Source organism: Streptomyces telluris (genome assembly GCF_024519335.1).
Classification (GTDB): domain Bacteria; phylum Actinomycetota; class Actinomycetes; order Streptomycetales; family Streptomycetaceae; genus Streptomyces; species Streptomyces telluris.
On the sequence record NZ_JANIID010000006.1, the window covers coordinates 225,699 to 247,080 of the forward strand.

The window sequence follows — 21,382 nt, forward strand, 5'->3', positions numbered from 1 at the left end:
CGCAACCTTACGCCCCCAAAGAGGGTCCTCCGTGTACGGCTGTTCGGGGTCGGCGGCCGTCATCACATGGAGTAACTTCGCAAAAGGGGTGAAGTTCTGTGTTGTGAATCACTTTCCCCTCCTGCCTCAGGGTTGGAGTTGCCACAGGACGTCCGCGTCCGTCAACGTTCCGGCGGTCCCGATGGCCGGGTACTTGCGCGATCCGTCCGTCACGTGTGGACTACCGCCAATGCCTCGCGTATGCGAGGAACACAAGACACTTTCTCGAAAGATGACAGGAGGCAATCCGTGAGCGCGACCGCGGACCACGCGGAGGAGCGGACCAACCCTGCCGCCAGGCTGGGTTTCCAGCCCGGACAGGTGGTCCAGGAGATCGGCTACGACGACGATGTCGATCAGGAGCTCCGCGAGGCCATTGAGGAGATCACCGGCCAGGACCTCGTCGACGAGGACTACGACGACGTGGCCGACGCCGTCGTCCTGTGGTTCCGTGACGAGGACGGCGACCTGACGGACGCGCTCGTGGACGCCATCGGCATGCTCGAGGACGGCGGGGACATCTGGCTGATGACCCCGAAGACCGGCCGTGACGGCTACATCGAGCCGAGCGACATCAACGAGGCGTCGCAGACCGCCGGCCTGAGTCAGACCAAGAGCATCAGCGTGGCCAAGGACTGGACCGGCACCCGCATGGTCGCCCCCAAGCGCTAGCCCAGGCGCCCCGGCAGACGCACCGAGCCCCCCGGCAGCACGCTGCCGGGGGGCTCGGTGCGTCCTCCGGAGTGCGCAGTGACACACTGACGGCCTACCCGCCGGTGGCCGGGGCCGGGCACGGCCTCCCGGGCCGGCCCTGCCGAGAAGAAGGATTTCGAACATGGCGATCGAGGTCGGCACCAAGGCTCCGGACTTCGCGCTGCGGAACCAGCACGGCGAGACCGTCCGGCTCTCCGACTACCGCGGTGAGAAGAACGTCGTCCTGCTCTTCTACCCCTTCGCCTTCACCGGCGTGTGCACCGGCGAGCTGTGCGCCCTGCGCGACGAGCTGCCGAAGTTCGTCAACGACGACGTCCAGCTGCTCGCCGTCTCCAACGACGCACCGTTCTCGCTGCGCGTCTTCGCCGAGCAGGAGGGCCTCACCTACCCGCTGCTCTCCGACTTCTGGCCGCACGGCGACGTCAGCCGCGCCTACGGTGTCTTCGACGAGGAGAAGGGCTGCGCGGTGCGCGGCACCTTCATCATCGACAAGGAGGGCGTGGTGCGCTGGACCGTCGTCAACGGCCTGCCCGACGCGCGTGACCTGGACGAGTACACCAAGGCGCTCGCAGCTCTCTGAGCAAGAAGTATGTAATCGGTGGGAACCGGTCACTAGGATCCACACGTTGACCGGATGCCATCGCACACCGGGGGCGCAGGTGGAGACCTACCCCCTCGAACTCGAACCAATGGAGGACTCGTGGGAGTCAGTCTCAGCAAGGGCGGCAACGTCTCGCTGACCAAGGCGGCCCCGAACCTGACCGCGGTCATCGTCGGTCTCGGCTGGGACGCCCGTACCACCACCGGTACGGACTTCGACCTGGACGCCAGCGCACTGCTGACGAACGACCAGGGGAAGGTCGCCAACGACCAGAACTTCGTCTTCTTCAACAACCTCAAGAGCCCCGAGGGCTCCGTCGAGCACCAGGGTGACAACCTCACCGGTGAGGGCGAGGGCGACGACGAGGTCATCAAGGTCAACCTGGCCGGCGTGCCCGCCGATGTCGCCAAGATCGTGTTCCCGGTCTCGATCTACGAGGCCGAGTCGCGCCAGCAGAGCTTCGGCCAGGTCCGCAACGCCTACATCCGCGTGGTGAACCAGGCCGACAACGCCGAGCTCGCCCGCTACGACCTCAGCGAGGACGCCTCGACCGAGACCGCCATGGTCTTCGGCGAGCTCTACCGCCACGGCGCGGAGTGGAAGTTCCGCGCCATCGGCCAGGGCTACGCCTCGGGCCTGCGCGGCATCGCCCAGGACTTCGGCGTCAACGTCTGAGCGACAGGCCATCCGCGTCCGGCGCCGCACCCCCGTTCCCGGGAGTGCGGCGCCGGACGTGCACGGTGCCCCCGCTGCCCGAGGGCGCCGCATCTCGACCGGGGAGGAAACAAGATCATGGGCGTCACGCTCGCCAAGGGAGGCAATGTCTCCCTCTCCAAGGCCGCACCCAACCTCACCAATGTGACCGTCGGTCTCGGCTGGGACGCGCGCTCCACCACCGGAGCCCCCTTCGACCTCGACGCCAGCGCCCTGCTGTGCGCCACGGGCCGCGTGCTCGGCGACGAGTACTTCGTCTTCTACAACAACCTCAAGAGCCCCGAGGGCTCCGTCGAACACACCGGCGACAATCTCACCGGTGAGGGTGACGGCGACGACGAGACGATCCTGGTCGACCTCTCCAAGGTCCCGGCCGCCTGCGACAAGATCGTCTTTCCGGTCAGCATTCACGACGCCGATGCCCGTGGCCAGAGCTTCGGCCAGGTCAGCAACGCCTACATCCGCGTCGTCAACCAGGCCGACGGAACCGAGCTCGCCCGCTACGACCTCAGCGAGGACGCCTCCAGCGAAACCGCGATGATCTTCGGCGAGGTCTACCGGTACGGCGGGGAATGGAAGTTCCGGGCGGTGGGTCAGGGGTACGCGTCGGGCCTGCGCGGCATCGCCCTAGACTTCGGGGTCAACGTTTCGTAAAGCCGCGCACGGCGCGGGGGAAACCCCATAACGAAGGATTGGGTAGCCAGTGCTCCTGAAAACCTTTGGTTGGTCGTTCGCCATCACGGCGGCCGGACTGGCCTTGGCCGGTGTCCTCTGGGGGTGGCAGGGGCTCGCGATCGTCGCGATACTGTCCGTCCTCGAGGTCTCCGTATCGTTCGACAATGCGGTCATCAATGCCGGAATCCTCCGGAAGATGAACCCGTTCTGGCAGAAGATGTTCCTGACCCTGGGCATCCTCATCGCCGTCTTCGGCATGAGGCTGGTGTTCCCGGTCGTCATCGTCGCCGTCACCGCCCAGCTGGGGCCGATCGAAGCGGTCAAGGTCGCCATTCAGGATCACGACCGGTACGAGGCGCTGGTCACCAGCGCCCACCCGGCCATTGCCGCGTTCGGTGGCATGTTCCTGCTGATGATCTTCCTGGACTTTATCTTCGAGGACCGGGACATCAAGTGGCTCGGCTGGCTGGAGAGGCCGCTCGCCAAGATCGGCAAGCTGGAGACCCTCTCCATCGTGGTCTCCCTGGTCGTGCTCCTGATCGCCGCCACCACCTTCGCCACCGCCGTCCCGGTGCACGACGGCGAGGGCACGATCGACAAGGCCACCACGGTCCTGCTCGCCGGAATCGGCGGTCTGGTGACCTATCTCGTCGTCGGCGGAATCTCCGACTTCTTCGAGAGCCGCCTGGAAGAGGACGAGGAGGACGACGAGGAGAGCGAGGGCGAGGCCGCGAAGGACACGGCGCCCGCCGCGAAGCAGGGCAACGGCTCGGTCGTCGGCCTCGCCGGCAAGGCCGCCTTCTTCATGTTCCTCTACCTCGAGGTCATCGACGCGTCCTTCTCCTTCGACGGTGTCATCGGCGCCTTCGCCATCACCAACGACATCTTCGTGATGGCCATCGGCCTCGGTATCGGCGCCATGTACATCCGGTCGCTGACGGTCTTCCTCGTCCGCAAGGGGACCCTGGACGACTACGTCTATCTCGAGCACGGCGCGCACTACGCCATCGGTGCCCTCGCCGTCATCCTGATGATCAGCATCAAGCACGAGATCCCCGAGGTCATTACCGGCCTCATCGGCGTGGCCCTCATCGGGCTGTCGTTCCTGTCCTCCGTGATGCGCAACCGCAAGGCGGCGGCGGAGGGCAGCGACTCCGGCGCCAAGTCGGAAGTCGCTTCCGGGGTGTGACCCACCCTTTCCAGGGTGTGACCCCTTCCGGGGTGTGACCCTGGCACATTTGAGGAACGCTCTCAGCGGGGCGGTCGTGAGGCTCACCTCACGGCCGCCCCGCGGCAGTTGAGCGGGAATGTGCAAAAAAGGGGTGGGGTTCCTATGACGTTCCGGGACAGGTTCTTCGGCAACTGGGGGCGTACGGCTGCCCAGCAGCTCGACTTCGGCGGTGCGCACGGCGCCGTCGAGCTGACCAAGCGTCATCCCTCGTTCTCGCTCAGCAAGCAGGGAGCGGTCACCGGCAATCTCCGGGTCAACCTCTCGTGGCGGATGCGCACCTCGGACTTCGGCGACCGGACCGGCCGCATCCAGGGTCTGCGGCACCCCATGCGGAAGTTCCGGCCCGAGATGGTGCAGGCGCAGGGCCCCGCCATGGTGAACGTCGACCTCGACCTCGCCTGCATGTACGAGCTCCAGGACGGCGCCAAAGGCGTGGTGCAGCCCCTGGGGAACATACTGGGCAGCATCAACAGCCCGCCGTACGTCCAGCTGAGCGGCGACGACAGGTTCGGCTCCGGGTCCGGCGAGACGATCTACATCAACATGGACCACCGCGCCGAGATCAAGCGACTGCTGATCTTCGTCTACATCTACGACGGCACCCCGGCGTTCGACCGTACGCACGCCACGGTCACGCTCTACCCGGGCAACGGCCCCCGGATCGAGATCGCCCTGGAGGAGCGCGCGCCGGAGGCGCGGTCGTGTGCCGTGGTGATGCTGGAGAACGTCAAGGGCGAGATCATCCTGCGGCGCGAGATGAAGTACGTGTACGGCTTCCAGGCGGAGCTGGACCGGCTGTACGGGTGGGGGCTGCAGTGGGGGCGGGGGTACAAGACGAAGGTGTGAAGGGCCTTCGCAGGGCCCCGGGCCGATGCGGGTGCCTCGTGCTCTGACGAAGGCGGTCACTCTCCATCCTCAGCCGTCCGGCGCTTGAGGACCGGGGTCCGGGGCGGAGCCCCGGGACGGTGCTGCGGTCGGCGGCTCCCCGCGGTCGGCGGTTCCCGTGCGGGTCAGCGGTTCGGCAGGAACTGCGGACCCTGCGGCGGCAGCCGGAAGGCCGGGTCCGGCACCGGTCGGTACGGCGGCGGATACCCGTAGGACGGCGCGCCCGCCGAGGGCGCGGGCTGCTGCGGGTAGCCGTACGCCGGCTGCGGCGGTGCCACGGATGCCGCCGGGGCCACCGGCGGCATCGCGGGCGGCGGCGGATACCCGTACCCCGGCTGCGGGTGTGCCTGCGGCTGCGGCTGAGGGTGTGCCTGCGGCGCCGGCGCCGGCTCGGGCGCGCGCTCCGGCTCGGGCGCGCGCTCCGGCTCGGGCGCGGGGGCGGGCGTGGGCACGGGCGCCGGTGCGGGCGTCATTCCGCCCGTCGGCGCGGGGGGCGGCGCGACCTCGGGCGCCCCCGTGGGCGCGCCCCCGTCGCCGCTTCCCGCTTCCTCGGACTCGTCGACCGAGATCCCGAACTCCGTGGCCAGTCCGACCAGCCCCGACGCGTAGCCCTGCCCCAGCGCCCGGAACTTCCAGCCGTCCCCGCGCCGGTAGAGCTCCCCGCAGATCATCGCGGTCTCGGAGCCCGTCTCCGGACGGACCTCGAACAGCGCGAGCGGCTCCCCGGTCTGCCCCGGGGGGACCGCCGCCGCGTCGTAGACCAGGACGCACAGGTCCCGGACCCCGCCGAAGTCGCCGCCGTCCGCCGAGGCGGCCAGCACGACCCGCTGCACCGACGGCTCCAGCGCGGTCAGGTCGGTCTCGATCGCGTCCGTCAAGCCTTCGACCAGCCGTTTCTTCGGCAGGTGGCGGACGGCGCCGGAGGGGTGGCGGGGCTGGTTGTAGAAGACGAAGTCCTCGTCCGAGCGGACGCGGCCCTCCTCGCCCACGAGCAGGGCGGAGGCATCCACGTCCGGGACGCCCGGGCCGGGGGTCCAGCGCAGTACGGCCCGCACGGCGCGGGCGTCCAGCGGGATGTTCGACCCCTTCAGCATGGCGTGCGTCATGTCCGCAATCCTGCCCTCCCGCGGCTGCGGGGGACAACGCAGGGGGCGGCAGCGGTGGCGACGATCACGAAACCGGCACACGGCGCCCTCGCCGGCTCCCCGCGCCGACACTTCGGGGACCCATACGGGGCCCCAGATTTTCATGCACTTGGGGAACTCTTGACCCGTCGCTGGACGTACGATAATCGGCCACACTTCTGCCCGGACGAGCCGGTGGGAGGTCGTGGCACACGGGGAGAGTAATGAGGCATTTCGAACACCTTGCGCCCTCAGTGCGGAATGGACTGTTCCACCGGGAGCCGGTCGCCTTCGACGCCGGCTCCCCGGCCCGCACGCTCTCCATCGCCCTCGGCGCCACGCTCTACAGCCCCGCCACACGGCTGACCCTCGCCGCCGACATCGCCAAGCAGACCGGGCGCGGCGTCGTGTCCATGGTCCTCTGCCTGGAGGACTCCATAGGCGACCACGACGTCGTCGCCGCCGAGGAGAACCTCGTCCGGCAGTTCACCGCGATGGACGCCGCCGGCGGCCCCGTGCCCCTGCTCTTCATCCGCGTGCGCGAGCCCGCCCAGATCACCGACCTCGCACGGCGGCTCGGGCCCGCCGTCCGGCTGCTCTCCGGCTTCGTCCTGCCGAAGTTCACCGAGGAGCGGGGCGTGCCCTTCCTGGAAGCGCTCACCGAGGCCGAAGCGGAGTGCGGGCGGCGGCTCTTCGCCATGCCCGTCCTGGAATCGCCCGAGCTGCTGCACCTGGAGACGCGCCGCGAGGCCCTCGCCGGCATCGCCCGCACCGTCGAGAAGTACCGCGACCGGGTGCTCGCCCTGCGGCTCGGCGTCACCGACTTCTGCTCCGCGTACGGGCTGCGCCGGGCGCCCGACATGACCGCCTACGACGTCCAGCTCGTCGCCTCGGTGATCGCCGACGTCGTCAACGTGCTCGGGCGGGCCGACGGCACCGGGTTCACCATCACCGGTCCCGTATGGGAGTACTTCAGACAGCACGAGCGGATGTTCAAGCCCCAGCTGCGGCGCACGCCCTTCGCCGGGCCCGCGGAGGAGCTGCGCACCGCCCTCATCCAGCACGACATGGACGGGCTCCTGCGCGAGATCCAGCTCGACCGGGCGAACGGGCTCCAGGGCAAGACCTGCATCCATCCCTCGCACGTCGCGCCCGTGCACGCCCTGTCCGTCGTCAGTCACGAAGAGTTCAGCGACGCGCAGGACATCCTGCGGCCGGAGCAGGACGGCGGCGGCGTGCTGCGGTCCGCCTACACGAACAAGATGAACGAAGTGAAGCCGCACCGGGCCTGGGCCGAGCGGATCATGCTGCGCGCCGAGGTGTTCGGCGTCGCACGGGAGGACGTGAGCTTTGTGGAGCTGCTGGCGGCGAGTGTGGGAGCGGGCGCGTGAGCGGCGGCGCGGGTGGTGAGGTGTGGTCCGGGCAGTGGGTCGCCGAGCGGCTCGGTGTTTCCCTCGACGGTGACGCCCGGCTGCCGGAGCTCCTGGGGCTGGCGCTGAGGCGGAACCCGAAGCGGGCGCACCTGCTCGTGTCGAACGTGCTCGGCAAGCACGTGCCGGCGGCACCGGCGGCGGTGTACGAGTCCGGTGCCGGGCTCGGGCGGCGGGTGCGGGCCCTGCTGGGCGAGGAGGAGGCGGCGCGGGCCGTCGTCCTGGGATACGCCGAGACCGCCACGGGGCTGGGGCACGCCGTTGCAGACGGTCTGGGGCTCGCCCCGTATCTGCACTCGACGCGGCGGGCCGTGGCGGGGGTCGCGCCGGTCGGCGGCTTCGAGGAGGAGCACAGCCACGCCACGTCGCACCTGCTGCTGCCGGAGGATCCGGGGCTGCTGGAGGGGGACGGGCCTCTCGTGCTCGTCGACGACGAGTTCTCCACGGGGCGGACGGTTCTGAACACGATCGCGGCGTTGCACGCGCGGTTCCCGCGGGGGCGGTATGTCGTGGTCGCGCTGGTCGACATGCGGTCGGAGGGGGACCGGGCGCGGTTGGAGGCCTTTGCCGAGGAGCTGGGGGCGCGGGTCGATCTGATCGCGCTCGCCTCGGGGACGGTGGGGTTGCCGGAGGGGGTGCTGGAGCGGGGGCAGGTGCTGGTGGCGGAGCAGGAGGCGGCTGCGTCTGCGTCTGTGGGTGTGGGTGCGGGTGCGGGTGCGTCCGGGGTCCGGCGGCGGGGGCTCCGGGGCGGGGGTCCGGGGCCGTATATTTACGGGCCCGTTCCCGGCGACGCGGCCTCGCCCTCTTCCGCACCGGACCCGCAAATACACGTCAGCGCCCCGGACCCCCGCCCCTGCGCCCCCACCACCTCCCGCATCGACCTCCCCTGGCCTGCCGGAGTCCCTGACGGCGGCCGCCACGGCTTCACCCCGGAGCACAGGGCAAAGCTGGAGGCTGCGCTTCCCGAGATGGCGGGCAGGATTGCAAGCCTCCTCTGCGCGGCTGTGGGCAATCGTCCCGCAGACACAAGTGTTGTGGGCAATCGTGCCGCTGGGGCGGCACGGGTGGGCACAACACGGCCCGCAGACGACCACGGTGATCGCACCTCGCGGCGCATCCTCGTCCTCGGCAACGAGGAGTTGATGTACACCCCCCTGCGCCTCGCCGCCGCCCTGGACGAGGTCCTCGACGGCGCCGAAGTCCTCTTCTCCACGACCACCAGGTCGCCGGTGCTGCCGGTGGACGACCCGGGCTACGCGATCCGTTCGCGGATCACCTTCCCGGCGCACGACGCCCCGGACGACGGCCCGGGCGACCGCTACGCGTACAACGTGGCGGGCGCCGGCTTCGACGTCGTGGTGGTCGTCGTCGACTCCCGCGGCGACACCGCCGGACTGCACGCTCCGGGCGGCCTGCTCGACGCGGTCGCCCCGCATACCGGCCAGGTGCTGCTGGCCGTCGTTCCCTCCTACGTTCCCGAGGTCGTTTCCTCCATGCCCGAACCGCTCAGAGGCCCCGCCTTCTCCTCCTACGAGCCGGAGGACGTCGGCTGGCTGCTGCAGGACCTTTCCGGTGTCGAGCTGGAGGCGCCCACCGAGGAGCGCGAGGAGGCGATACAGAGCGGCGGTGCGCACTACGCCGAGTCGCTGCCCGTCGAGTACCAGCCGAGCGAGCAGTACCAGGCGCTCTTCCACGCCGCCCTGGACGCGTCGGCGGGGCGCATGGCCCGTGCCGTGGGGGCCGTCACCGAGCTGGTGCTCGCCGAGCGTTCGCCGCGGCCGGTGCTCGTCTCGCTGGCCCGGGCCGGGACGCCCGTGGGGGTGCTGATGCGCCGCTGGGCGCGGCACGCGCACGGTCTGGACCTGCCGCACTACGCCGTCTCCATCGTGCGGGGGCGCGGCATCGACCGTGTCGCCCTGCGCTGGCTGGCCGAGCACCACGACCCCCGTGACGTCGTCTTCGTGGACGGCTGGACGGGCAAGGGCGCCATCACCCGCGAACTGGCCGAGGCGCTGGAGGAGTTCGAGGGGTTCGACCCGCGGATCGCCGTGCTGGCCGACCCGGGGCGGTGCGTGGACACCTACGGGACGCGAGACGATTTCCTGATTCCGTCGGCCTGTCTCAACTCCACGGTTTCCGGGCTCGTTTCGCGTACCGTGCTGCGTTCCGATCTGGTGGGGCCCGAAGACTTCCACGGCGCCAAGTTCTACGCCGAGCTCGCCGGGGCCGACGTGTCCCGGGCCTTCCTCGACGCCGTCACCGCCCGCTTCGGCGAGGTGGAGGAGGACGTGGCGCGGGACGCCAAGGAGCTCGCCGCCGCCGACCGGACGCCCACCTGGGACGGCTGGGCCGCCGTGGAGCGGATCAGCGAGGAGTACGGCATCCACGACGTCAACCTCGTCAAGCCGGGGGTGGGGGAGACCACCCGCGTGCTGCTGCGCCGCGTCCCGTGGAAGATCCTCGCGCAGCGCGGGACCGGAGAGGACCTGGCGCACGTGCGGCTGCTCGCCGAGCAGCGGGGCGTGCCCGTGGAGGAGGTGGACGGGCTGCCGTACAGCTGCGTCGGCCTCATCCACCCCCGCTACACCCGTGGCGCGACCGGCGCCGACGGCAAGGCGGTGGCCAAGTGACCGTCGTCGTCGCCAGCGATCTCGACCGCACCCTCATCTATTCGGCCGCGGCGCTCGACCTCGCCGGGCCCGACGCCTCGGCGCCCCGGCTCCTGTGCGTCGAGGTCTACGACCGCAAGCCGCTGTCGTACATGACCGAGACCGCGGCCGCCGTGCTCGCGGAGCTGACCGCCGCGGCCGTGTTCGTGCCCACGACCACCCGGACGCGCGAGCAGTACGGGCGGATCAGCCTGCCCGGCCGTCCCCCCGCGTACGCGATCTGCGCCAACGGCGGGGAGTTGCTCGTCGACGGCGAGTCCGACCGCGGCTGGCGGGCCGGGGTGGAGCGGCGGATCGGCGCCGAGTGCGCCACGCTCGCCGAGGTGCGCGCGCACCTGGTGCGGACCGCCGACCCGGCGTGGCTGCTCAAGGAGCGCACCGCGGAGGACCTGTTCGCCTACCTCGTCGTGGACCGCTCCCTGCTGCCCGGCGAGTGGGTCGCGGAGCTCACCGAGTGGGCCGGCGCCCGCGGCTGGAGCGTGTCCCTGCAGGGCCGCAAGCTCTACGCCGTGCCCCGGCCGCTCACCAAGAGCGCCGCGGTCGCCGAGGTCGCGCGGCGCGCGGGCGCCTCCGAGGTGCTGGCCGCGGGGGACTCCCTGCTCGACGCCGACCTGCTGCTGGCCGCCGGCCGCGGCTGGCGGCCCGGCCACGGCGAACTCGCCGACTCCGGCTGGTCCGCCCCGCACGTCACCGCCCTGGAGACGCGCGGCGTGGCCGCCGGTGAGGAGATCCTGCGGGCTTTCACGGGCGCGGCGGCGTAGGCTCGTTCGCGTTTGCGACAAGTCGCCGGCGAGTCGAGGAGAACCCCGTGGCAGAGTTCAAAGGCACTCCCATCACGCCCGAGCTGCACGCGTACGTGCTCGCTCACAACCCCCCGCTCGACCCCGTGCAGCGCGGGCTGGTGGAGACCACCCAGCGGGCCCTGCCGGACCACGCGATCAAGCAGATCGCCGAGGAGCAGGGGTCGCTGATGGCCTTCCTCGTCCGGCTGACCGGTGCCCGGCACGTCGTGGAGGTCGGCACCTTCACCGGCCTGTCCGCGCTCTTCATGGCCCAGGCGCTGCCCGAGGGCGGCAGACTCGTCGCCCTGGACATCTCCGACGAGTGGACGGCCTACGCGCGGCAGGCCTGGGAGCAGGCGGGCGTCGACGGGCGGATCGACCTGCGCATCGCGCCCGCGCTGGACTCCCTGCGGGCCATGCCCGAAGAGCCCCACATCGACCTCGCGTTCATCGACGCCGACAAGGACAACTACATCAACTACTGGGAGGAGCTCGTCCCGCGGCTGCGGCCGGGCGGGCTCATCGTCGTCGACAACGTGCTGATGGCTGGGACCGTCCTCGACCCCGGCAACCACCCCATGGGCGCCGCCGTGCGGCAGTTCAACACGCACGCGGCGGCCGACAAGCGCATGGAGTCCGTGATGATCACGGTGGCCGACGGGCTGACGCTCGCCCGGCGCGTGGGCTCCTAGCCGCCGCGCGGCTAGGAGCAGCAGCCGCCTCCGCAGCATCCTCCGCCGCCGCCCTGCGGGGCCGGGGCGGAGGACGAGCCGCCGCCCGTGACGGCCACGGCGGACAGCAGCTTCACCGTGTCCTCGTGCCCCACGGGACACGTCGCGGGCGCGCCCGACTCGGCCATGGGCCGGCTGAGCTCGAAGGTGTCACCGCAAGCACGGCAGCGATATTCGTAACGAGGCATGCGGGCAGCATAGCCAGGCCCGGCGACCGCCCTACCGCCCCCGCTCCCCCCGGATCCCCTGCACGACCCCCGCCACGACCCCCCGCACGGCCTCCGTCTCGGTCAGGAAGTGCCACCAGTCCGGGTGGCGCCCCTCCAGCCCCGCCACCGCCCGCTCCAGGCGCTCCACGGCCTCGTCCAGCGGCCGCGCGTGCCGCGGGTCCGGCGTGCTGCGCCCCTCCATCGCGAGCCGCTGGGCGTCGCGGATCGCGAAGCGGGTGCGCTCGACCTCGCCCCGGTGGTCGAAGGAGACCTCGTCCAGCCGCCGCAGCCGGTCCCCTGCGGCGGAGACGGACTCGTCGGTCGTGCTCAGCACGGCCCGCACGGTCGACAGCAGGGCCAGCGCGTCCGGCCACCGCTGCTCGTCCCGCGCGCGGCGGGCCTCGGCGAGCTTCTCCTCGGCCTGGGCGACGGCCCGCTGCGCCTCCTCGGGGACCTGCTGGAGGTCCTGCCAGCAGGCGGCGCTGTAGCGGCGGCGCAGTTCGCTGAGGACGGGCTCGACGCCCGCGGCGCGGGTCGTCAGGGCCTGGGCGCGCGTCCGCAGGGACACCAGGCGCTTGTCGATCTCGGCGACCTTCGCCGGCAGCGCCTCGGCCTCGGCGCGCACGGCCCCGGCCTCCTGCAGGACCCTTTCCGCGCGCCGGAGGGTCTCCTGGACGCCGTGCTGCCCGGCGCCCTGGTTGAGCCGGGTGAGCTCGGGGGAGAGGGCGGCCAGGCGCGCGGCGAGGCCGTCGGCCTTGAGGCCGGTCTCCCGGACGGCGTCGAGGGCCTGCGTGGCGGCGAGGAGGCCCTGGCGGGCCCGCTCCACGGCGGGCGCGAGCCGGGCGAGCTGTGTCTCGGCGCCGGCCAGCAGCGGGCCGAGGCCCTGTCCGAAGCGCTCCAGCTCGGCCTTGACGCGCAGCAGCTCGTCCTTGGCGGCGGTGAGGTCGGCGCGGGCCCGGGCGGCGGCGCCGGAGTCGAGGTCCTCGCGGTCGATGTCGTGGGAGTCGACGGCCGAGATGTAGGCGTGGGAGACCTCGTCGATGCGCTGCCCGAGCGCGGCGAAGTCGGTTCCGGCCTTGCGGGCGGCGGGGGAGGAGTCCACCGCCGTGATCGTCTCGATGGAGATCCGCAGCTCGCGCTGGGCGGTGTCGAGCTCGTAGAAGGCGGCCGCGGCGGCGTCCTTCGCGGCCTGGGCGTCGGCCCGCTGGCCCTCGCCGCGGCCCCGGCCCCAGCGGCGCGTGCCGCCGCCGGCGAAGGCCGCGGGCGCGGCGGCGACGGCGGCCGCGGCGAGCAGGGGGACGGGCAGCAGCGCGAGGGCGAGGACGTCCCGGGCGCCGGCGGTGAGGGCCCTGACAGCCCGGAAGCGGCGGTGTGCCGGTCGTACGGACTGCGCGAAGGTCGCCGTCACTTGCCCTCTCCCGATGGATCGCCCCTGGCCCGGATGCCATTCTCCCACCCGGTAAGGACGAACACACAGGACGGATGGTTCGCGCTACCCCGCCGTGCGGATCTTCACCTCGCCGTTGCCGGTGCGGGCCGAGACGACGTGCTTGCTGTTGTCGTCGCGGGGCACGTCCACGTGCTCGGCGCCGTTGCGGCTGCGGGCGTCGACCTGGTAGGAGGCGCGGGGCAGGTCGATGGTGACGGCGCCGTTGTCGCTCTCGGCCTCCACCCGGTCCGGGACGCGGCCGAGCGTGAGGCGCACCTCGCCGTTGTCCGAGCCGGCCTTCACCCGGGTCGAGGTGGTGCCGGTGGTGAGCACGGTGCCGTTGGAGCTGAAGAGGTCGAGGGCTCCGCTGCTGTCCACGACCCGCACCGCGCCGTTGCCGGAGGTGATCTTGAGGTCCGTTTCGATGCCGCGGGCCTTGACCGAGCCGTTGCCGCTCTTGACGGTCACCTTCACCCCGCGCGGCACCTCGATCTTGTGCCGGGACTCGCAGTCCGCGCTCAGCCCGCTGCACTGCTCCTTCAGCTTCAGCACGGAGCCGTCCAGCTCCCAGCTGACCTTGGCGGTCCCGCCCAGGGTCCACCCCGAGAACCAGCGCGTGACCTCCACGCCCCCGGCCCTCTCGGCGGGCACGATCTCCAGGGCCGAGTTGTCGGACTCGACGGTCAGCTCCTTGCCGGCCAGGGCGAACATCTTGCTCTCGGGCTTCGCCTCGCTCGCGTCGGCGCTCCCGCAGCCGGCCAGGGCCGCCCCGGCGGCCAGCACCCCGGCCGTGACGAGAGAGAGGCGGGCGGCGGTACGGGCGCGGGAGCGCGGCTTCATCGGAACTCCGGAGTCGGGTCGGCGGGTGCTGTGTGCCCGGCAAGCGTAGAAGTGGATCACTCCCGGGCGCGATGAAGCCTCCTACCGGACCCGGGGTGAAGCCTGCTACCGGACCGGGGGTGGGGATAACCCCCGCACGCGCCCCGCCGCCCTCACATTTGCGGGGACCCGGGCGGTGCCATGTAGGCTGTCACCTCGTGCCCGGGCGCATAGCTCAGCGGTAGAGCGCTGCTCTTACAAAGCAGATGTCGGCGGTTCAAATCCGTCTGTGCCCACCAGTGCGAAGGCCCCCGGCGGATCACCGCCGGGGGCCTTCGCCGTCCACGGGTGACATCCACGCGTGACATCAACGTCGGCGACGGCCGAGCATACGGTCCATGCAGGCCACAGCTTCACGCTTCGTGCGGTCGCCCGGCCGCGTGCCGCGCCTGCCGCGAGGCCGCCCCTGCGCCCGCTTACGCCGCCGGCAGCATGCCGCCGTTGCGGTGCAGCCAGGACCGGTAGGCCGGGTGGGCGTAGGCCAGGGAGCGGTAGGCGTCCTCCAAGTCGCCGAAGACGGCGTCGGCTTCCGGGAGGGAGAGGGCGCCGGGGCGCGTGGCCAGGGAGAGTTCGGCCGTGAGGGGGTCGCCGTAGAGGGGGCGCAGGACCGTGCCGGGCGTGGCCTCCGCGGTGGGCTGGCAGGCGCGCACCGCCTCGCCCGAGGCGACGAGGTCCGTGGCGGTGGCGGCGTCGCGCACGTGCATCAGGCGCGGGTCGGTGCCGGCCGCGGTGAACGCCCGCTGCAGGGCCGACCACTCGTGATCGGCGGCGGGGTCCACGATCCAGGCGTCGTCGGCGAGTTCGGCGAGCCCCACCACCGGGCGGCCGGCCGCCGGATGCGCGGCGGACAGGGCGACGAACCTCGGTTCCCGTGCCATCAGGACCCGTTGCCCGACGCCCGGGGGTATGTGCAGAGGAAAACCCTCGGCCTCGTGGACGAAGGCGACGTCGAGCTGGTTGGTCGCGAGCAGTTGCAGCAACGTGCTCGCGGAGACCTCTATGTGAACGGTGACGTCCGTATCGGGCAGCCGGGCGTGCAGCCGCCGCAGCCAGCCCGCGACCACGCGCCCACCGATGCTGCCGACCCGCAGCCGGGCCCCGCCCGTACCCGCCGCCGCGTCGCGCGCCGCCGTCATCAGGGCGGTCATCTCGGCGATGATGGGCCGCGCCCGGGAGAGCACCGAGTGGCCGAGGGGCGTGGGGCGGCTGCCCGTCTGGCCGCGGGTGAACAGCAGGCCCCCGACGGCCCCTTCGATGCGGCGGAGCTGGGTGGTGAGCGAGGGCTGCGTCATGCCCAGTTGCAGCGCGGCCTTCCGCACACTTCCCGCATCCGCAATGGCGCAAAGCGCGCGGAGGTGCCTGACCTCGAGCTCCACGGGGGGAGCATAACTGCGCCTCGCACGTCACACCAGGCACATGCCGGGGCAGGGTAGGTGATTGCATGGTCCTATGGCCAGTTGGCATCATCCGCACCGCTGATAACTCGTCACAGACTCTCCGGGACCAGCAGTTCACCCGACGGACATCCGGCCGGCGTTCCCACCACGCCCCCGGACGTTCTCGGCACGAATGGAGTCCCCCACATGAAACGCTCCACGATGGTGCTGTCGGCTGCGATCGGCCTCGGCCTCTCGGCGGCCATGACGGCGGTGCCCGCGTCCGCCTCCGCCCCGTCGGTGACGGGATCGCAGACGGCGCAGACCGTGTCCTCCTACGCCGGCTCGTCGGCCGAAGAGGCCAACAACAAGGCGTTCTTCGACGCGGTGATGAAGTCGGCGCAGGCCAAGGCCGCGAAGTCGCCGGGCCTGCGGGCCGTCACGGTCACCTACGACGCCAGCAGAGCGCCCAGCTTCGCCTCCCAGATAGCCGCCAGCGCCCAGATCTGGAACAGCTCCGTGCGCAACGTCCAGCTGCGCGCGGGCAGCAACGCCGACTTCAGCTACTACGAGGGCAACGACTCCCGCGGCTCGTACGCGAGCACCGACGGCCACGGGCGCGGCTACATCTTCCTCGACTACCGGCAGAACCAGCAGTACAACTCCACGCGCGTCACCGCGCACGAGACGGGCCACGTCCTCGGCCTGCCGGACCACTACTCCGGTCCGTGCAGCGAGCTGATGTCGGGCGGCGGCCCCGGCCCGTCCTGTCAGAACACCCGCCCGAACAGCGCCGAGAGCAACCGGGTCAACCAGCTGTGGGCCAACGGCCTGTCGGCCTTCAAGAAGGACGACAAGGGCGTGTTCACCACGGCCCGATGAGTCCCACGGCCCGATGAGCCCCAGGGCTCGATGAGTCCCACGGCCCGGTGAGTTCCACAGCCCGGTGAGCTCCACGCTCACCGGCAGGGCCCTGCCCGTCCGGCGGCCCGGTTCCCTCGCGGAGCCGGGCCGCCGCCCGTCCGCGGGCCCGTGCGGCCCATACTGGAGCCGATGACACACGTGCCCCCAGGCCTCACCTACGCGGAGGCCGGCGCCACAGCCCGCCGTCCGCTCCCCGCCGGCTACCACCACCTCCGTGAGGTCGGTCACCTCGGCCGCGGCCGCCCCGTCTTCGAGGCCGCGGCCGACGCGCTGCTCTCCTGGCGCATGCACCGCGCCGCCGGCGTCCGCATCCCCGCCGGCACCCTCCCGGCCGCCCCCGGCGTCACCGTGGACCTCTCCCTCGGCCTCGGCCCGCTGCGCGCCTCGGGGACCTGCGCGGTCGTCTGGGCCGTACGGGAGGAGCGCCGCGCGGGCTTCGCCTACGGCACGCTGCCGGGCCACCCCGAGTGCGGAGAGGAGTCCTTCGTCGTCACCCTCGACGGCGCGGAGGACGTGCGCCTGGCCGTGACCGCGTTCAGCCGTCCGGCGCGCTGGTTCACCCGGGCCGCAGGGCCGCTGGTGCCGGCCTTCCAGCGCAGGTACGCGCGCCACTGCGCGCGGGTGCTGCGCGCGGAGACCGTCCGTGCGGCGAAGTGACGGAGACCACCCGCCGGGCGACGTAGAAGGGCGGACGGCCGGGCGTACGCACGCTCGTGCGACCGCGGAATCCCGTCGTCCATCCGTCACCGACCGGACGTACGGTCGCTGCCGTAACGGGTGCTACCGAAGGTGCGGGCGAGGCCGGGCCCGGGGCCCCGTGACGCCTCGCGCCGCCTGTTACGCCTCGCGCGTCCTGGGGCGCTTCACGACGTACGCGGCGCCCGCGCCGGCGGCGAAGAGGGCGAAGAAGGAGACGGCCGTGCCGATCCAGCCGGCGCCGAGCCACTGGCCGCCGAAGTAACCGAGGCTCACGCTGTACGCGGCCCAGGTCAGACCGGCCAGGGCGGACCACGGGAGGAACTCGGCGGCCCGGCGGTGCATCACACCGGCGCCGAGGCTGACGACCGACCGGCCGGCCGGGGCGAAGCGGGCGACGACCACCAGGGGGCCGCCGCCGCGCAGCAGCGCCGTGCCGAGCTTGGCCTGCGCGGCGGTCAGCCGGCGCGAGCGGGCGATGGCCCGGTCGAAGCGGTCGCCGCCGCGCCAGGCGAGCCGGTAGGCGACCATGTCGCCCATGACGGACGCGGTCGCGGCGCACATGACCAGCGGCAGCATCTCGGCGAACCCGGCGTGGCCGTGGCCGCCGACGGCGTTGGCCGCGGTGCCCGCGGCGGCGGTCGCCGCCGTGATCACCAGGACGCCGCTGGGGAGGACCGGGAGGAAGACGTCGAGCAGTACGGAGACGCCGACGATCACGTAGATCCATGGGGTGTCGGCCAACGCCCCCAGCTTTTCCAGCACGTCCTGATCTCCCGGTACGGTCCCCCGCCGCGACGTCGCAGGGGAGCGGCAGGGGCGGCCTTCACAACCGAACAGCGTACGCCTGGGGCGTGTGTGACGTGTGAGTGGGGGTGGTGATGTTGTGCGCATCACGGTACGGATCACGACATCCATGACGCCGGTTCACACACCGGGCAGGGCCGGGCAGGGCGGGGCGGGGCCGGGGTGGGGGCCCGGCGGGTCCGGGAGCGGTACCGGACCCGCCCCGCGGCTCAGCCGCGGCGGGAGAAGAGCCGGTCCAGGGAGAGCGCGCCCGGGCCGGTGAAGACGAGGAGCAGGAAGGCCCAGCAGAACATCGCGGAGGCCTCGCCGCCGTTCTGGATCGGCCACAGGGCCATGCTCTGGTGCACGTCGAAGTACGCGTAGGCCATGGAGCCGGAGGCGATCAGGGCGCCGGTGCGGGTGCCCACGCCGAGCAGGACGAGCGCGCCGGCGACGAGCTGGATGACGGCCGCGTACCAGCCCGGCCAGGTGCCGGCCTCGATGGTGCCGCCGTTGGTGCCGGCCGCCCCGCCGAGGACGCCGAAGAGGGAGGCGGCGCCGTGGCAGGCGAAGAGCAGGCCGACCACGATCCGGAAGGCCGACAGGGCGTACGGGCGGGCCGCGTCGAGCCGCTGCGCCAGGGCCGGGGCCGCGTCCGCGGAGGTTCTGGCGGAGGCGGCGGGCGCCGCGGCGGAGGGGGAGGCGGCGGTGGGCGTGGGGGGCATGACAGGGGCTCCTCGTATCGGGGACAGGAACGATGAGGGAACCAGGTTAGGTACCCCTAATCGATACTTGCAAGTTCAAGTTCTTGATTCATTGTGCCGGACTCCGCTCCGGAACGCGTGGGGACCGATTGCCGCCTGCATGACAGTGGGGCGGTCCGGATGGATATCCATCCGGACCGCCCCACTGTGCGAAGCCGCCTCCGCGGCCGCGAGAAGGCCGTCTCAGCAGCCGTTGAGGACCGCCGCCAGCTTCTCCTTCTCGGCGGAGTCGACGGTCAGCTTGTAGTGGTGCTTCACCGTGACCCACATCCGCGCGTACGTGCAGGCGTAGGAGTTCAGCGGCGGCATCCACTGCGCCGGGTCCTTGTCGCCCTTCGCCTGGTTGACGCGGTCGGTCACGGCGATCAGCTGCGGCCGGGTCAGGTCGTTGGCGAACGCCTGGCGCTGGGCCGTGGTCCAGGTGTTGGCGCCCGAGCGCCAGGCCTGGGCGAGCGGCACGATGTGGTCGATGTCGATGTCCTGGGCGTCGTGCCAGGTGGCGCCGTCGTACGGGGAGGCCCAGGTGCCGGAGACGGCGGCGCACTTGGCGTCCTGCTGCACGTTCTCGCCGTCGCGCTTGAGGACGACCTCGCGGGTGTTGCACTGCCCGGACTGGGTGCTCCAGTGCGGGAACTTCGTCCGGCTGTAGCCGTCCATGGACCCCTCGGGGCTCACCTGCAGCTCGCCGAGGTAGCCCCGCACGGTGGCGGCGTCCGGCGGGGTGGGCGGCGCGGCGTGCGCCGTGCCCCCGCCGAGGACGAGCGAGCCGGTCAGCGCGGCCAGGCCGCACGCCACGGCGGCGCGACGCGCGTAGAGACCGCGCGCGGCGGAGGGGGTGCGTATTGCGGACATGGGAACTCCCTGTGAAGTGGGGGGTCTTCGGCCGTCGGGAGCGGCCAGGATCGCGGCGCCCGGTGTCCGGGGGGTGGTCGCCACGTAACAGGGTGACGACGCGATCATGACAAGGCAAGACCCGGTTCACGTGACCTTGACCGCGATCGGCGCCATCGTTGCGGCGCACTTCTGACACGCCGCCATTCGACCGCCGGTAACCGGCCGTTCGGGCCGCCTAGGGTGGGCCGCGTGCTCGCCGCCGCAGCGTTGCTGCCCGTCAACGCCACGCTCGCCGTGGTGCTCGCCGTCCTGCTCGTGGCCGCCGTGGGCGTCGCGGCCGTCGCCCGGCTCGCCGACGGGCGGGGGCGCGGGCACGCCCGCTCGATCGCCGTCGCCGGGGTGCGGGCGGCCGCCCAGCTGGCCGCGGTCTCCGCCGTCATCGGCTGGGTGGTCCGCGCGGTTCCGCTCCTCCTCTGCTTCGTCGGGCTGATGTTCGCCGTCGCGGTGCGGACCGCCGGGCGGCGCATCACGGACAACCGCACCTGGTGGTGGGCCGCGGTGCCGATCGGCGCGGGGGTGCTGCCGGTCGTGGCCCTGCTGCTGCTCACCGGGCTCGTGCCGCTCAAGGGCATCGCCCTGATCCCGGTCACCGGGATCCTCATCGGCGGCGGGCTCACGGCGACGGTCCTCGGCGGCCGGCGCGCCCTCGACGAGCTGCACACGCGGTACGGCGAGGTGGAGGCCGGCCTGGCGCTCGGCATGGCCGACCGCGACGCCCGCCTGGAGATCGCCCGCCCGGCCGCGTCCGACGCCCTGCTGCCGGGCCTCGACCAGACCCGCACCGTGGGTCTCGTCACACTGCCCGGCGCGTTCGTGGGCATGCTGCTCGGCGGCGAGTCCCCGCTGCTCGCGGGCGCGGTGCAGCTGTTCGTCCTGGTCGCCCTGCTGGCCGTGCAGGCGGTGGCCGTGGCGCTCGTCCTGGAGCTGGTGGCGCGGGGGGTGCTCCACAGGGGCGAGGGCGAGCCCCCGGGGCCGGGGCGGTTCGCCCGCCGGTCGCGTACCCTGAACGGAGCAGAAGGGGAGTAGCTCTTCGCCGGACCGTCGACATACTGCCGAGCTCGCCTCGGCCGGCGCCCGGAGGCAGGCGTCCGCGCCCGCCAGCGAGACCTTCGGCCGCAGTGTCCACGACGCTGCCGTGCCGAAGCGACCCCTCGACAGGTTCAGGTCCCCTCGGTGCGGCAGCACCCCACCGACTGAGGGAATGCCTTCGTGATCAGCTTCACCGTCGCCGCCCTGGCCTTCGGCGTCGTCTTCCTCGCCGAACTGCCCGACAAGACCGCCCTGGCCGGTCTCATGCTCGGCACCCGCTACCGCGCGAGCTACGTCTTCGCCGGGGTCGCCGCGGCCTTCGCCGTGCACGTCGCGCTCGCCATCGCCGCCGGAAGCGTCCTGACGCTGCTGCCGCACCGCCTCGTCCAGTGCGTCGTCGGCCTGCTCTTCCTCGCGGGCGCGGCCATGCTGCTGTTCAAGAAGGACGAGGACGACGAGGAGCTGCGCAAGCCCGCCGACCAGTCCTTCTGGAAGGTCTCGGGGGCCGGCTTCATGCTGATCCTGGTCGCCGAGTTCGGCGACCTCACCCAGATCATGACCGCCAACCTCGCCGCCCGCTACGACGATCCGCTGTCGGTGGGCCTGGGCGCCGTGCTGGCCCTGTGGGCCGTCGCGGGCCTGGGCATCGTCGGCGGCCGCACCCTGATGAAGTACGTGCCGCTGGCGCTGATCACCAAGGTGGCGGCCGTGGTGATGCTGGGACTCGCGGGCTTCAGCCTGTACGAGGCGGTCGCGGGCTGATCCGCGCGAAGGGTGTCCGCCGGCCCGGCCCGGGCTGTC

General features: G+C 72.1%; 22 protein-coding genes and 1 tRNA gene. 15 read left to right on the forward strand and 8 right to left on the reverse strand.

Annotated features, from left to right (window positions below; all coding sequences use genetic code 11):
• The first annotated feature begins 288 nt into the window (after positions 1-288).
• From NQU55_RS09690 to NQU55_RS09715, 6 genes are all read left to right on the forward strand, one after another.
• On the forward strand, positions 289-711 hold the full coding sequence (locus NQU55_RS09690; RefSeq protein ID WP_116211480.1) for a DUF3052 domain-containing protein: 423 nt from the start codon (positions 289-291) through the stop codon (positions 709-711).
• Between the two features lie 163 nt (positions 712-874).
• Complete coding sequence (locus NQU55_RS09695; protein ID WP_058044592.1) at positions 875-1,333, forward strand: peroxiredoxin; 459 nt, start codon at positions 875-877, stop codon at positions 1,331-1,333.
• A 120-nt stretch (positions 1,334-1,453) separates the two neighbouring features.
• Positions 1,454-2,029: a TerD family protein gene (locus NQU55_RS09700; protein ID WP_168091353.1), complete on the forward strand. Its 576-nt coding sequence runs from the start codon at positions 1,454-1,456 to the stop codon at positions 2,027-2,029.
• 117 nt (positions 2,030-2,146) lie between these two features.
• On the forward strand, positions 2,147-2,722 hold the full coding sequence (locus NQU55_RS09705) for a TerD family protein (RefSeq protein WP_168091354.1): 576 nt from the start codon (positions 2,147-2,149) through the stop codon (positions 2,720-2,722).
• 49 nt (positions 2,723-2,771) lie between these two features.
• Positions 2,772-3,932 (forward strand): DUF475 domain-containing protein, encoded by a 1,161-nt coding sequence (locus NQU55_RS09710; RefSeq protein WP_168091355.1) that lies wholly within the window; start codon positions 2,772-2,774, stop codon positions 3,930-3,932.
• 144 nt (positions 3,933-4,076) lie between these two features.
• Complete coding sequence (locus tag NQU55_RS09715; protein WP_168091356.1) at positions 4,077-4,820, forward strand: TerD family protein; 744 nt, start codon at positions 4,077-4,079, stop codon at positions 4,818-4,820.
• A gap of 164 nt (positions 4,821-4,984) precedes the next feature.
• Here the strand turns inward: NQU55_RS09715 and NQU55_RS09720 are convergent, their stop codons facing one another.
• Complete coding sequence (locus NQU55_RS09720) at positions 4,985-5,965, reverse strand: TerD family protein (protein ID WP_168091357.1); 981 nt, start codon at positions 5,963-5,965, stop codon at positions 4,985-4,987.
• A gap of 242 nt (positions 5,966-6,207) precedes the next feature.
• On the opposite strand from NQU55_RS09720, the gene NQU55_RS09725 reads away from it, so the two are divergent.
• Genes NQU55_RS09725 through NQU55_RS09740 form a run of 4 tightly spaced genes read left to right on the forward strand, consistent with a single transcriptional unit; the run spans position 6,208 to position 11,556 of the window.
• Positions 6,208-7,374 (forward strand): HpcH/HpaI aldolase/citrate lyase family protein, encoded by a 1,167-nt coding sequence (locus NQU55_RS09725; RefSeq protein ID WP_168091358.1) that lies wholly within the window; start codon positions 6,208-6,210, stop codon positions 7,372-7,374.
• A complete protein-coding gene (locus NQU55_RS09730; protein ID WP_168091359.1) occupies positions 7,371-10,043 on the forward strand; it encodes a phosphoribosyltransferase in 2,673 nt (890 codons plus the stop codon). Before NQU55_RS09725 ends, NQU55_RS09730 begins: the two co-directional genes overlap by 4 nt.
• Positions 10,040-10,843, forward strand: a complete 804-nt coding sequence (locus NQU55_RS09735) for an HAD family hydrolase (RefSeq protein WP_168091360.1) — start codon at positions 10,040-10,042, stop codon at positions 10,841-10,843. Before NQU55_RS09730 ends, NQU55_RS09735 begins: the two co-directional genes overlap by 4 nt.
• A 47-nt stretch (positions 10,844-10,890) precedes the next feature.
• Positions 10,891-11,556, forward strand: coding sequence for an O-methyltransferase (locus NQU55_RS09740; RefSeq protein WP_168091361.1), 666 nt, complete (start codon positions 10,891-10,893; stop codon positions 11,554-11,556).
• Between the two features lie 11 nt (positions 11,557-11,567).
• Here NQU55_RS09740 and NQU55_RS09745 read toward each other — a convergent pair whose 3' ends face one another.
• From NQU55_RS09745 to NQU55_RS09755, 3 genes are all read right to left on the reverse strand, one after another.
• Positions 11,568-11,783, reverse strand: a complete 216-nt coding sequence (locus NQU55_RS09745) for an FmdB family zinc ribbon protein (protein ID WP_168091362.1) — start codon at positions 11,781-11,783, stop codon at positions 11,568-11,570.
• A 31-nt stretch (positions 11,784-11,814) separates the two neighbouring features.
• Entirely contained in the window at positions 11,815-13,212 is a 1,398-nt protein-coding gene (locus NQU55_RS09750) for a coiled-coil domain-containing protein (RefSeq protein WP_372504665.1), read from the reverse strand.
• A gap of 84 nt (positions 13,213-13,296) precedes the next feature.
• Entirely contained in the window at positions 13,297-14,073 is a 777-nt protein-coding gene (locus NQU55_RS09755; protein WP_168091363.1) for a DUF4097 family beta strand repeat-containing protein, read from the reverse strand.
• 203 nt (positions 14,074-14,276) lie between these two features.
• Between NQU55_RS09755 and NQU55_RS09760 the strand changes: the two genes are divergently transcribed.
• Positions 14,277-14,351: transfer RNA gene (locus NQU55_RS09760), tRNA-Val, on the forward strand.
• A gap of 177 nt (positions 14,352-14,528) precedes the next feature.
• Here NQU55_RS09760 and NQU55_RS09765 read toward each other — a convergent pair.
• The gene (locus NQU55_RS09765) at positions 14,529-15,488 is read right to left on the reverse strand and encodes a LysR family transcriptional regulator (RefSeq protein WP_168091364.1); all 960 of its coding nucleotides are present in this window, start codon (positions 15,486-15,488) and stop codon (positions 14,529-14,531) included.
• Between the two features lie 207 nt (positions 15,489-15,695).
• Here NQU55_RS09765 and snpA point away from each other — a divergent pair, with 207 nt between their 5' ends.
• Positions 15,696-16,370 carry a snapalysin gene (gene snpA / locus NQU55_RS09770; RefSeq protein ID WP_168091365.1) on the forward strand — a complete coding sequence of 225 codons (675 nt, stop codon included), beginning with the start codon at positions 15,696-15,698 and terminating at the stop codon, positions 16,368-16,370.
• 171 nt (positions 16,371-16,541) lie between these two features.
• Positions 16,542-17,069 carry a DUF1990 domain-containing protein gene (locus tag NQU55_RS09775; RefSeq protein ID WP_168091366.1) on the forward strand — a complete coding sequence of 176 codons (528 nt, stop codon included), beginning with the start codon at positions 16,542-16,544 and terminating at the stop codon, positions 17,067-17,069.
• A 180-nt stretch (positions 17,070-17,249) separates the two neighbouring features.
• On the opposite strand, the gene NQU55_RS09780 is transcribed toward NQU55_RS09775, so the two are convergent.
• The 3 genes from NQU55_RS09780 to NQU55_RS09790 all read right to left on the reverse strand — a co-directional run bounded on the left by NQU55_RS09780 (position 17,250) and on the right by NQU55_RS09790 (position 19,510).
• Positions 17,250-17,873: a VTT domain-containing protein gene (locus tag NQU55_RS09780; protein WP_168091367.1), complete on the reverse strand. Its 624-nt coding sequence runs from the start codon at positions 17,871-17,873 to the stop codon at positions 17,250-17,252.
• Between the two features lie 251 nt (positions 17,874-18,124).
• Positions 18,125-18,619 (reverse strand): DoxX family protein, encoded by a 495-nt coding sequence (locus NQU55_RS09785; RefSeq protein WP_372504666.1) that lies wholly within the window; start codon positions 18,617-18,619, stop codon positions 18,125-18,127.
• 222 nt (positions 18,620-18,841) lie between these two features.
• The gene (locus NQU55_RS09790; RefSeq protein ID WP_168091368.1) at positions 18,842-19,510 is read right to left on the reverse strand and encodes an HNH endonuclease family protein; all 669 of its coding nucleotides are present in this window, start codon (positions 19,508-19,510) and stop codon (positions 18,842-18,844) included.
• 231 nt (positions 19,511-19,741) lie between these two features.
• Between NQU55_RS09790 and NQU55_RS09795 the strand changes: the two genes are divergently transcribed.
• Positions 19,742-20,578, forward strand: coding sequence for an ABC transporter permease (locus NQU55_RS09795; RefSeq protein WP_256790257.1), 837 nt, complete (start codon positions 19,742-19,744; stop codon positions 20,576-20,578).
• Between the two features lie 183 nt (positions 20,579-20,761).
• Complete coding sequence (locus NQU55_RS09800) at positions 20,762-21,343, forward strand: TMEM165/GDT1 family protein (protein WP_168091369.1); 582 nt, start codon at positions 20,762-20,764, stop codon at positions 21,341-21,343.
• The last annotated feature ends 39 nt before the right edge of the window (positions 21,344-21,382 follow it).